At 73.9% G+C, this 11,421-nt stretch carries 11 protein-coding genes; 3 read left to right on the top strand and 8 right to left on the bottom strand.

Going from position 1 to position 11,421, the window contains the following annotated elements:
* Window positions 1-223: 223 nt before the first annotated feature.
* From LCD33_RS25700 to macS, 7 genes are all read right to left on the bottom strand, one after another.
* The gene (locus tag LCD33_RS25700) at window positions 224-985 is read right to left on the bottom strand and encodes a BTAD domain-containing putative transcriptional regulator (RefSeq protein WP_224957070.1); all 762 of its coding nucleotides are present in this window, start codon (window positions 983-985) and stop codon (window positions 224-226) included.
* 116 nt (window positions 986-1,101) lie between these two features.
* Complete coding sequence (locus tag LCD33_RS25695; RefSeq protein WP_224978364.1) at window positions 1,102-2,583, bottom strand: hypothetical protein; 1,482 nt, start codon at window positions 2,581-2,583, stop codon at window positions 1,102-1,104.
* Window positions 2,584-2,659: 76 nt separating this feature from the next.
* The gene (locus LCD33_RS25690; protein WP_224957072.1) at window positions 2,660-2,824 is read right to left on the bottom strand and encodes a hypothetical protein; all 165 of its coding nucleotides are present in this window, start codon (window positions 2,822-2,824) and stop codon (window positions 2,660-2,662) included.
* Between the two features lie 79 nt (window positions 2,825-2,903).
* Window positions 2,904-3,143: a hypothetical protein gene (locus tag LCD33_RS25685; protein WP_224957073.1), complete on the bottom strand. Its 240-nt coding sequence runs from the start codon at window positions 3,141-3,143 to the stop codon at window positions 2,904-2,906.
* 47 nt (window positions 3,144-3,190) lie between these two features.
* Window positions 3,191-3,370 carry a hypothetical protein gene (locus LCD33_RS25680; RefSeq protein WP_224957074.1) on the bottom strand — a complete coding sequence of 60 codons (180 nt, stop codon included), beginning with the start codon at window positions 3,368-3,370 and terminating at the stop codon, window positions 3,191-3,193.
* Between the two features lie 288 nt (window positions 3,371-3,658).
* Entirely contained in the window at window positions 3,659-4,339 is a 681-nt protein-coding gene (locus tag LCD33_RS25675; RefSeq protein ID WP_224957075.1) for a response regulator transcription factor, read from the bottom strand.
* Window positions 4,336-5,619 (bottom strand): MacS family sensor histidine kinase, encoded by a 1,284-nt coding sequence (gene macS / locus LCD33_RS25670; RefSeq protein ID WP_224978363.1) that lies wholly within the window; start codon window positions 5,617-5,619, stop codon window positions 4,336-4,338. Before macS ends, LCD33_RS25675 begins: the two co-directional genes overlap by 4 nt.
* A gap of 278 nt (window positions 5,620-5,897) precedes the next feature.
* Between macS and LCD33_RS25665 the strand changes: the two genes are divergently transcribed.
* A complete protein-coding gene (locus LCD33_RS25665; protein ID WP_224957078.1) occupies window positions 5,898-7,094 on the top strand; it encodes a diguanylate cyclase in 1,197 nt (398 codons plus the stop codon).
* Between the two features lie 123 nt (window positions 7,095-7,217).
* Here the strand turns inward: LCD33_RS25665 and LCD33_RS25660 are convergent, their stop codons facing one another.
* Window positions 7,218-8,480, bottom strand: a complete 1,263-nt coding sequence (locus tag LCD33_RS25660) for an AI-2E family transporter (protein ID WP_224957080.1) — start codon at window positions 8,478-8,480, stop codon at window positions 7,218-7,220.
* Window positions 8,481-8,722: 242 nt separating this feature from the next.
* Between LCD33_RS25660 and LCD33_RS25655 the strand changes: the two genes are divergently transcribed.
* Entirely contained in the window at window positions 8,723-9,859 is a 1,137-nt protein-coding gene (locus LCD33_RS25655; RefSeq protein ID WP_224978362.1) for a hypothetical protein, read from the top strand.
* A gap of 142 nt (window positions 9,860-10,001) precedes the next feature.
* Window positions 10,002-11,421: hypothetical protein (locus tag LCD33_RS25650; protein ID WP_224978361.1), on the top strand; the 1,420-nt coding region annotated here is incomplete at its 3' end.

The raw sequence follows: 11,421 nt of genomic DNA, 5'->3' as shown, positions 1-11,421 counted from the left end.
GAACTGATCGCCGCCGGTCGGGTGACCGTGCGGGGCATGGTCGCCGGGAAACCGGCCACCGCCGTCGAGATCGATGCCCCGGTCGTGGGGGGGGGGGGGGGGGGCGGCCCGCCGGGGGGGGGGGGCCGCCGGCGCCCCCCCCCCCGGCGCGGCGGGCGGCGAGCTCCATCCCCAGCGGAGCCCGTCGCCCACGGACACCCGCGGGCGTCCGGGTCCACCCCCGTCAGGCCCGCACGTGGTCGCCGAGCACCGGGCGCACCAGCTCCCGCAGCCGCCGCGACGGTTCGATGCCCAGCTCCCGGTCCAGCAGCTGCTCGTACCGCCGGTAGTGGCGCAGGGCCTGCGCCGGGTTCGACTGCTTGAGCAGCACTTCGACCACCGCGCAGTGCGCGGTCTCGCGGAACGGTTCGACGACGGTCGCCGCCTGCGCCACTTCCAGCGCGGTCGCCAGCTGGCTCGACTGCACCAGCCGCTCCGCGGCGATCTCCAGCGCGTGCACCTGCAACTGCTGCAGGCGCTCCCGCTCGGCCAGCACCCAGTCCTCGTACCAACCGGGCAGCAGCTGGTCCTGCCGGGCGAGGGTGTGGCCGATCGCCGCCCAGTCGGCCACCGGTTCCTGCCGCAGCAGCCGCTGCCCCGTGGACGTCAGCTCGTGCACGTCCACCGACACCTGCTCCCCCAGCCCGATCTCCGGCCCCCCGCCGACGATCGCCCCCTGCACCCGCCTGCGCACCCGCCACAGCGTGGTCCGCAGACTCGCCAGCGCGCTCTGGTCGTCGTTGCCCGGCCACAGCGTGCCCGCCACGAGGTCGCGCTGCGTCCGCCCGCGCAGCGCCAGCAGCGCCAGCAGGCGCTGCCCGTTGCTGGAAACGGCCACTCCCGCGCCGTCGCAGTGCAGCGACCACCCGCCCAGCAGGGTCAGCTGCAGCCGCGGCGCGGCTTGCGGTCTCGGGAGCGGGATCGGGCGCGCAGGTCCCTCGCTCATGGTTCCCCCCTTGTTCCGGCCAAGACGGGCCACACGCAGGCATGACCCGTCACCGGTGGCGTCGTGGCGGTGACGGCGCGCCGTTACACGACTACCCGGGGTGACGTTCCGGCTGCTCACGAGATGCGCAGGCCGAGCCGGTTGCGGGTCGCCGGCGCCCGGTGCCGCGGCACGTAGCGCGGGTGCTTCTTGCGGTACCAGGCACCGATCTTGCGCCCGGTGCGGATGACGAACGCGATGCCGCCGATCCACGGCAGCAGCAGCACGAACATCGACAGCACCGCCAGCACCCCGGCCAGCACGTGCCCGTTCGCGAAGCCCGCGGCCCCGCTGAGCCAGTAGTCCTGCCCGCGCTCCAGCGCCGTGCCCAGGTACCGCGGCACCCGCACGAACAGCAGCGCCACCGCCAGGAACAGCACCGGCACCACGACCGCGACCCAGCAGGTGACCAGCAGCCGCACCCGCGGCCGCAGCGCCTCCCCGGCGGACTCGCCCGGCTGCTGCTTGCCCAGCGCCTTGCGCACCATCGGCCGCACCAGTCCGAACAGGTTCGGCACGCCCACCAGGTCGCCGAGGATGTAGTAGCCGTCCATCCGGATCAGCGGCAGCAGCTGCTGCAGCATCTGCATGTGGCTGAGCACGATGAACACCGCCAGCGGTGGGAAGTGCGTCGCCCAGAACAGCGCGGCCACCGCCAGGATGTAGATCGCGTTGAAGTACAGCCCGCCCAGGTCGGTGCGCAACCGGCCCGCCCGGTTCAGCCGGTAGGCGTCGGTGACGTTCGTGTAGAACGCCGGGAAGATCAGCAGGATGCCGACGCCGATCGCGCCCGGCTTGCCGCCGCCGTAGTGGCAGGCCGCGGCGTGCCCGGTCTCGTGGAACAGCGTGGAGCTGATCAGCAGCACGATCAGCGCCAGCACCTGCACCGGGTCGCCGACCGCCGAGTGGAACGCCGGGTCCAACGCGCCGGAGGCGACCAGCACCACGTCGGCCACGAGCATCCCGGCCAGCACCGCCACCACCAGGATCGGCTGGAACAGCGGCGCGAGCACCGCGGCCAGCGGCCGCACCACCTTCGCGGGCAGCAGCACCCCGCGCAGCGCCAGCGCCAGCAGCGGGTCGGCGCGCGGCGCGTTCGCCACCGGCTCGTCCAGCGCCGCCACGCCCAGGGCGTGCAGCTTCTCGGCGACCAGGTAGCCGATGCCGAGCGGCGAGATCTCCCGGCCCGCGGCGGCGCTGACCCGCGCGGCGATCTCCCGGAGGTCGCGACGGCCGTCGATGTGCGTGGTCACCTCGTAGAGCAGCTCCGACACCAGCACCATCTGGCCGTCGGCGCGGGCGATGAGGAAACGCGGATCGGTGTACCCGGCGCCTTCGTACCGGCCGCACAGCGAGACCCCCGCCGCGAGCTGCGGCACGGCGTGCTCGTCCACCTCGGCGGTGGCGGCGGCTTCCGGGGCCTCGGGCTCGGGTGGTGGCGCGTCCCGGTGGGTGGCCTGCGCTGGCACCGGGGGCGAGCCGGTGCGGCGTCGGCTCCGCGGGGTGGACGAGGCGGGCTCGGCGGGTGCGCCCGGCCCGACCTGGGTGGTTTCTGACATGGTTCCCCTCCAGGAAAACCGGCCGGGGACGGGGAAATCCCCGCCCCCGGCCGGCCGGCACGTCCGATATCCGCTTTTACTCCACGTTCGTGTACTGGCCGACGATCGCCGCGGCGTCGCCGCCGAGGCTGACCGCGACGCCGACGTTCACCGGCACGACCGTGGTGACGTCGACGAGGCTGGTGGCCTCGCGGCGGGGCAGCAGCTCGGCCGACTGCCCGGCCAGCTCCAGTTCGTTCATGTCTTCTCCTCCTAGGTGGTGCCCGGCCGCGCGCCGACGGTTTTCCCCGGCGCGCGACCGGGAACTCGGTCAGGACAGGTCAGTCCTTCTGGCCGAGGTCGATGTCCTGGTTGGCGAGCGCCACGGCGTTGCACTCGCCGCTGATGGCGACCGCGGTGTTGGTGGCGTAGACGTCGGCCCAGTTCAGGCTGCCCAGGGCCTCGCGAGCGGGCAGCAGCTCCGCACAGGTCTCGAAGTTCACGATGTGCTCCAGATGTAGAGATGAGTGGAAGACGGCCGCGGCGGCGTCGCCGCGGGAGGTGACCCCGATATCCCCCATCGGGGTCACCAGGGCGGTCCGCAGGAGGACCGGGTCAGGTGGCTGGATCAGCCTTCCTGGCCGAGGTCGATGTCCTGGTTCGCGATCGCGACGGCGTCGCCCTCGCCGCTGATGGCGACCGCGGTGTTGGTCGCGTACAGGTCGGCGAAGTTGAACGAACCGAGGGCCTCGCGCGTCGGCAGCAGCTCGGCGGACAGTTCCAGCTCGGAGATCTCGAAAACGTTCACGGTCGTACTCCTCATCGAGTTGACGAACTTTCGAACCGCGGCCTCTTGCGCCGCTGGCCGGAAGTACGCCAGACCCGGCGTCACCGACCCGTCACCCGCCCGTCACGGTGCGCGCCGGGCACTCGCGTGGGCGACCGGTGGGGCCCGGCCCGTCACCTGGGGTGAAACCGCCCGTTGCGCAGGGGGAAGGGCGCCCCGGGGCCGGACGCGGAACGACCCGGCGACCGATGTGGTCGCCGGGTCGGGTGAATCGGGGCGGATCTTGCGGGTGGGGGCTCCCGCGCGGCGTCAGCTCGGCGCGGCGCCCGCTTCGCCGTCGGCGTCGAGGCCGTGCTCGATGGCGTAGCGGGCCAGCTCGACCCGGTTGTGCAGCTGCAGCTTGCGCAGCGTGGACTGCACGTGGTTCTCCACGGTGCGGTGCGAGATGACCAGCTTGTTCGCGATCTGCCGCGCGGTGAGCCCCTTCGCCACCTGCCGCAGCACCTCGGTCTCCCGGTCGGTGAGCTGCGGGGCCTGCGATTCGGCGCCCGGTGACACCGCCATCCGCCGGTACTCGCCCAGCACCAGCCCGGCCAGGCCGGCGGTGAACACGGCGTCCCCGGCCGCGGTGCGGCGCACGGCGTCGACCAGCTCGTCCACCGAGGCGGACTTGACCAGGTAGCCGGAGGCGCCCGCCTTCACCGCCTCCAGCACGTCGCTGTGCTCCCCGCTCGCGGACAGCACCAGCACCCGGGTCCCGGGGATCTCCTGGGTGATCTGCCGGGACGCGTCGACGCCGGAGGTGTCGCCGAGGTTCAGGTCCATCAGGACCACGTCCGGGCGCACGGTGCGCGCGATCCGCAGCGCGGACACCGCGTCCCCGCTGGTCGCGCGGATCTCGAAGCCGCGTTCGGCGAGATCTCGCGAAACCCCGTCGCGCCACATCGGGTGGTCGTCGACCACCATCACCGACACGTGCGGCTCGGTCATCCTTCTCCTCCTCCGCGCGGTGCCGGGTCGGCATCCCGGTCGTCCGATCGGTCCGGGTCCGCGGCGGGCGCCGTCCGCCGGGGGAACATCTTCTCGGCCACCGATCTCGCGCGTCCGCCCGCCCCCGCCGGGGCCGGGTGCGGATGCGGTAACCGGATCTCCCACTCGGTGCCTTCTCCCGGGGTGGTGTCCAGGGAGATCGTGCCGCCCAGGTGCCGGACGCGGCCGCGGATGGACTGGGCCACGCCCATCCGGCCTTCCGCGGCGGCTTCGGCCAGCCTGCCCGCGGCGATGCCCGGGCCGTCGTCCCGGACGCTGATCACGATCTCGTCCGGCAGCTCTTCGAGCAAGACCCAAGCGCGGGCATCCGGGCCCGCGTGCCGGTCCACGTTCTCCAGCGCCTCCCGCACGATCAGCAGCACGTCGGAGCCCATCGGCTCGGGCAGCCGCACGTCGGTGGCGGGGACGGACACCTGCACCTTGCCGGTGCGCAGCACCTGGAGCCGGGCGACGAGGTCCACCTCGCCCTCCGCGTCGTGCTCGGGCGGAGCGGTGGCGACCAGCGAGCGGAGCGCGATCTCCTGCTCCCCGGCGAGCCGGGCGAGTTCGGCGGCCTCCCCGCCGAGCTCGACGCCGCGGTTGCGCACCCGCGCCAGCACCTGCAGCACGCTGTCGTGGATGGAGCGGGCGAGCCGTTCCCGCTCGGCGGTCGCGGCCTCGGCGCGCAGCGCCTGGCTGAGCCGCTCGGTGGAGCGGCGGGCGGTGTCCGCGGCCAGCCCGAACAGCAGGCCCGCCCCGATCAGCAGCACCGCGTCCTGGAACATCAGCGGCGCGTAGACGTCCCGGATCGCGAAGTTGATCAGGGCGGAGACCGCGCCGGAGATCCCGCCGCCGATCCAGCCCCACTGCACGCCGGCCAGCGTCACCATCGACGGCTGCCACATGGTGATGACCGACGGCGCCAGTTGCCGCATCTGCTCTTCGGTCATGATCAGCTCGTTGCCGAGGAACAGCACCGAGATCAGCACCTGGTCCGCGAGCACCAGCGCGTTCGTCCGGCCCTCCCGCCGCCGGAACCGCCACACGGTGAACACGGTCCAGCCGATCATGACGAGGATCTCGACGACCGCGAGGGCCGGGCGCTGGTAGGCGGGGAACTGGATCGCGAACCACAGCACCGCGTACCCGAGTCCTACGGAGCGGAAGAAGTTGTGCGCGCGCCACAACGGCGAGCGCCCATCGGCCACCCGGACGCCTTGCGGCGCGGTGTTCTTCGACATCACGGCTGTTCCCTCCCGATCGACCATCCTGCCGTACCGATCGAGTTGCGTGAGCCGACGATCGGTGAACACGCTCGGTGTTTGTCATCACCGAGCGGATCTACCCGAATGGACCTGAGAGCCGGGTTTCCACGGTTGATCTAGTTGTGCCAGGCTCGGGAGTAGTAACCGATCCGGTACTTGGCTGCAGTGGGGCACCGCCATTCGCGCGTTTCCGGAAAAGTCGATCGGATCAATGACCGCTCGCCCGTCCGGGCGAGGAAGAGACGTGAGGAATCATGGCGCCGTGGCCCTTGTGGCGGCTCCGGGCACCCGCACTGATCCACGTGCTGCTCACCCAGGCCGCCGCCATCGGCCTGGTCCTCCCGGTGGTGCTGCTGAACTCGCCGCCGACGCGCACCGAGTGGTTCCGGTTCGGCATGCTCGGCGGCACCGCGGCCGCCGTCATCATCGCGACCTCGGTGACCATCCACCTGCGCAGCGGCGTGCGCCGGGACCCGTGGACCGTGCACATCGCCTACCTGGCGGCCGGTGGGCTCGTGCTGCCGCCGAACCTGCTGGTGCTGCTGCTGCTCGGCCCGGCGCTGCACGGGGTGCTGGAGGCGCGGCCCGATCCGCACCGCTGGCTGTTCGTCACCGCCTCCACGACGTTGGCGGTGTTCGCGGCCCGCTGGGTCATCGGCTGGGAGGACCCCCGGTGGGATCCGGCGTTGATCGTGCTCGCGGGGACGACGCTGCTGGCGGTGCGGGCGCTGCTGGTGGGGATCGGGCTGCGGCTGCGCGACCCGGGGGCGCCGCGCGAGGACGTGGTGGGCGAGCCGATCGACGTGCTGCTGGGCATCGTGGCGGCCTGCTTCGGCGGTGTGCTGGGGATGGCGGTGCTGCGCGAGCCGGAGGTCGCGGTGCTGGGCGCGCCGATGCTGGCGCTGCTGGACCTGGCGGGGCAGCTGCCGCACTGGCGGCGGTCGGCGCAGCGCGACGGCAAGACCGGGTTGGCGAACGCGCTGCACTGGGACCGGATGGCGCGGATGGAGCTGCGGCGGGCGTGCGCGCGGGACCGCGGTGCCGCGCTGCTGCTGCTCGACCTGGACCACTTCAAGCGGGTCAACGACGAGGTGGGGCACCTCGCTGGGGACGCGGTGCTGGCGGCGGTCGCGGTGATGCTGCGGGACAGCGTGCGCAAGGAGGACTTGGTGGGCCGGTTCGGCGGGGAGGAGTTCGTGGTGCTGCTCCCGCACGCGTGCCCGGAGGTGGCGCACGCGGTGGCCGAGCGGATCCGGTTGTCGGTGGCCGCGTTGTCGGTGCCGACCCGGGACACCATGGGGCGGCCGCGCGAGCTGACCGGCGTGACGGTGAGCGTCGGGGTATCGACCACCGCACGGTTCGGCTACGAGCTGCCCGATCTGCTGGTGGCCGCGGATGCGGCGCTGCTGACGGCGAAATCGTCGGGGCGGAATGCGGTGACGTTCGCCTGATCTCGGCTTTCGCGCACCATTCGCGAGCGGATTTCGGGGCGGTCCTCCGGAACGGGTCCGGGCCGGCGGGATGCACCCCTTTCCGGCCCGGACTCGTTTCGATTTTCGATCGTTCGCTCCCGATCAGCGGGAATCGGAATCGGGACCAGCCGAATCCGCGGGACCACCGGCCGAGGATTTCCCGGACCCGCCGTCGGAACGGCGTTCCGCACCGGACTCACCGGCATCGTCCCGCTCCGCGCCGTCGGCCGCGGAATCCGGAGCCGGTGGTTCGGCCTCGTGCGGATCCGTCGCCTCCACCGGCGTCGACTCGTCCTCGCCTGCCGTCAGCGAGCGGATCGCCGAATTCAGCACCGCCACCACCGGAACCGCCAGCAGCGCGCCGACGATCCCGCCGAGCACCACGCCCGCGCTGATCGCCAGCACCACGGCCAGCGCGTGCACCTGCACCGCGCGGCCCAGCAACAGCGGCTGCAGGATGTGGCCCTCCACCTGCTGGACCAGCAGCACGACCAGCACCACCAGCAGCGCGTTCACCCAGCCGCTGGTCACCAGCGCCACCAGCACCGCCACCGAACCGGAGGCCACCGCGCCGACGATCGGCACGAACCCGCCGAGGAACACCAGCGCCGACAGCGGCAGCGCCAGCGGCACCCCGATGAGCGTCAACCCGATGCCGATGCCGACCGCGTCGGCGACCGCCACCAGCGCCGTCGCCCGCACGTACCCGACCAGCGAGGCGAACCCGCGGATCCCGGCCACGTCCACCCGGCCCCGCACGTGCGAGGGCACCAGGCCGATCAGGAACAGCCACACCCGGCGGCCGTCGTGCAAGAAGAAGATCAGCGTGAACAGCGCCAGCACCAGGCCGGTGAGGAAGTTGCCGAACGTGGACGCCGTGGACAGCGCACCGCTGGTCAGCGCCGCCTGGTTCTCCTGCAACCAGCGGGCGGCCTGCCCCAGGTACTCGTCGATCTGCTCCTCGCGCAGGTGCAGCGGCCCCTGCAGCAACCAGCCCCGGATCTGCCCGAGGCTGCGCAGGATCTCCCGCTGCAGCTCGGGGAAGCCGTTGATGAACGCGTTGATCACGAAGGTCAGCACGCCGCCGACCAGCGCCAGCCCGCCGACGAGCACCACCGCCGTCGCGATCGCCCGCGGCACCTTCCGCCGCGCCAGCCAGGACACCGCCGGGGCGAGCAGCGCCGCCAGCAGCAGTGCGATGGCCACCGGGATGACCACGACGTAGAGCCTGCCCAACGCCAGGCTCAGCACGTACAACATGCCGAGCACGACCAGCAGGCGCCAGCACACGGCCGCCGTGACTCGCAGTACCCGCGGCACGTGGGCGGCGGCATCATCCGGTGGTGCGATCTTCGCGTTGCTCACCACGCCACCGTAGCCGCGACGAGGTCGTTCCCGGTGCGGTCGGCGCAATCCGGGCGCCGAGCGGATTTGTCACCCGATCCGGGGGTGTTGGGCGAGATCGCTAGGTCCGCGCTCCGCCTGCTGACAGAGTGCCCGTCGGCAGTGCACGTCGATCAAGCCGCCGAACGGCGCAACCGCGCCGGTCGAACGGAGGGTCGCTAGCGGACATGCAGCCCCGACGGAAAGTGGAACCGGACCAGCAGATGTCGGACAGCCTCCGAACAGCAGGCGGTGGCCGCGGATGGCGGCTGCTGGCCCGCACGCTGGTCGTCGCCGGAGCGGCGGCCGCGGGGAGTTCGGTCGGCTGGTTCGCCGGGAACGCCGGTGCGGACCCCGCGCTGGTCGACCTGCCCGCGGCGTCCGGAGGCGCCCACGAGTCCACATCGGACCGCGTCGCCGACCTCGTGCCCGACCTGCCCGCCGACCCCGCCGCGGCACCGGAACACCGCACCGCGGCACCGGAACACCGCGCCGCCGCACCGGAACACCGCACCGACCCGCCGGAGCGCGCGGACGACCTGCCGAGGCCGGTCCGCCAGGTGGGCACCGTCGTGCACCACATCGCCGAACCGCTGGCCCGCGCCGCGGAACCCGCGAGCGAGCCGGACGCCGCGAGCGAGCCGGACGCCGCGCCGCGACCTGACGAGTCCGAAGTGGACGCGCCGGACCCCGCCACCGATCCCGGCCAGTTCTCCCTCGCCGACCTCGCACCGCAGCACCTCGTCGGCCGCGTGGCGGAGGCGGAGCCGGTGTCGACCGCGCTGCACGGCGCGGGATCGCTGCTGCGCCCGGTGCGCGGCGCGCTCGTCCCGGAACCCGGGGCCGACCGGCCCGCACCGCTGGAGGGGTTGACCCGGCCGGTCGCCGACGGGCTCGGCAAGCTCACCGCCCCGCTGTGGCACGGCGTCAGCCCGGGCGCTCCCGCGCCGTCCGCACCTCCCGCGCCGCTGCCGGCTCCCGGGCCGGCGCCTGCCGAGCCGCGGCTCCCGGACCCGCCGGCTCCGACGGCCGGGGCGCTGCCCGCACCCGCGAACCCCGCGGCGGCGCCCGCCACCGGTTCCGCGGTGTTCACCGCGCACGGCACGAGCGAGGTGGCCGCCGCGCCCGCCGCGCCCGGCCACCGCGCACCGTGGTCGCCGGGCAAGGCCGTCACCACGCCGCCCGCCACCGGCACCGCCGGGCACACCTCCGACGGCAGCGGCGGGAACGGCGGCGTCGGCATGACCCGGCCGCTGCCCGCCGCCGCGGCCGGCCTCACCGCGCTGCGCTCGGCCGGCCGGACCGCCGACTCCGCGCTCAACGGCACCTCCGCGCCGTCCCCCGGCACCACCCCGGACTGAGCGAGCGCCGCGGCGATCCGCTCGCCGCGCTCCGAAGCGCACTCGTCCCAACGCCGCCGGACTGTGGTCAACGTCCGATGACGGCACCTCTCGAAACCATTGCTTTCCCCGCCCGAACGGGGAAATATCCGAAGGAGACCGCATGCAGACTTGGGCGAAGCGCGGCGTGCGTGCCGCGCTGGTCACCGGTGGTGTGCTGGCCGTGGGAACCACGATGGCCGCGGCCGAAGGCACCGGCCCGTCCGGAGACGGGGACCACGGCAGCCTGGGCACCCGGTACGACAGGTCACCAGCCGATCCGGAACGGGGAGGTTCCGTGCCGCCCGCGTTCGACGCCGACGACGCCCGGCCGCAGCTGGCGCACTCGTTCGCGGCGCACGTGAACGCCGACACCGGCCGCTACCGGGCGCTGGTGCTGACCGGGAAGATCGACCCGGTGCGCGACCTGCTCCCCGCCGTCGAGCACGACATGACGCAGGAGATCCCGGTCCTGCGCGACCTGGACCCCGCACGGCCGGACATGCAGCTCGCGGGCTGGGTCGGCGATCCGGCGACCGCGCGGCCCGCACCGGGCGACGGGCGGCACAGCCTCCGCCGCGGCGCCGAGGTGCGCACCCCGGCCGAAGGCTTCCACCGCTCGCTGAGCTGGGCGGGTCCGATCGGCGACATCGTCCGCGGCGGCCACGGCCACCCGGCCGAGGCGAAGGTGCCGGAGGTGACCGGCGAGCTGATCATCCCGCTGGTCGACCCGGCGACGGTGGACCCCGAGGACGGCATCGTCGCCCTGTGGGGCGGCGCGCTCGGCGGGGACGGGGCGGAGCGGGCGGCGCCCGCGGCTCTCGGTGCCGGACTGCTCGACTCGGCCGACGTCGACCTCACCTCCGGTGAGCTGCCCGGCCCGGACGTCCGGCTGCACGAGGTCCCGCCCTCGCTGCTCGTGGTCGCCCTGGCCGAGGCCCCGCACGTGCCCGCCGCCCGCTCCGAGCAGGTGGCGCTGCAGGTGCCCGGCGAGCACCAGGACCACCCGCAGGTGCCGCCGGCGCTGTCCGGGCCGCTCGTGCTGGCGCGCGACGGCGAACCGGTGCAGGTCCCGATGCCGCTCGGCGGCGAGCTGACCGCGTTCGGCGGCGGGCAGCTCACCGGCCCCACCGCGGGCAGGCTCACCGAGGCGCTGGGCGAGCTCGGCCCGCGGGCCGACGACCGGCCGACCGTGTCGTTCCTGGCCGCGGTCCCCCGGTTCAGCGCGACCCCGGAGGACGTGCCGGTGCGGGTGGACGTGCTCGACGAGCTGGACGCGACCACCCCGGAGCGGGACCGGATCCTGGCCAGCCCGCTGCCGCCGGAGCCGCGGGCCGCCGAACCGGTGGGCATCGAGCTGCCGGCCCTCGGCGCGCCCCCGTCGATCAACGCGGCGCAGGGGCACACCATCCCGATCCCGGGCCTCGCGGCCCAGCCGCGCGGCCTCGACGACACCGTCGAGTTCCAGCGCATAAGAAGCACCCCGACCAGAACGGCGGCGCCCCCCGCGCCAGCTCGCGGCGGCCCCGGGACAGGACGACCGG

This window comes from Saccharopolyspora sp. 7B (genome assembly GCF_020177435.1).
Lineage (GTDB): Bacteria > Actinomycetota > Actinomycetes > Mycobacteriales > Pseudonocardiaceae > Saccharopolyspora_C > Saccharopolyspora_C gregorii.
The sequence above is the reverse complement of the archived record's forward strand: the minus strand, read 5'-3'. Positions and strand labels throughout refer to the sequence as shown.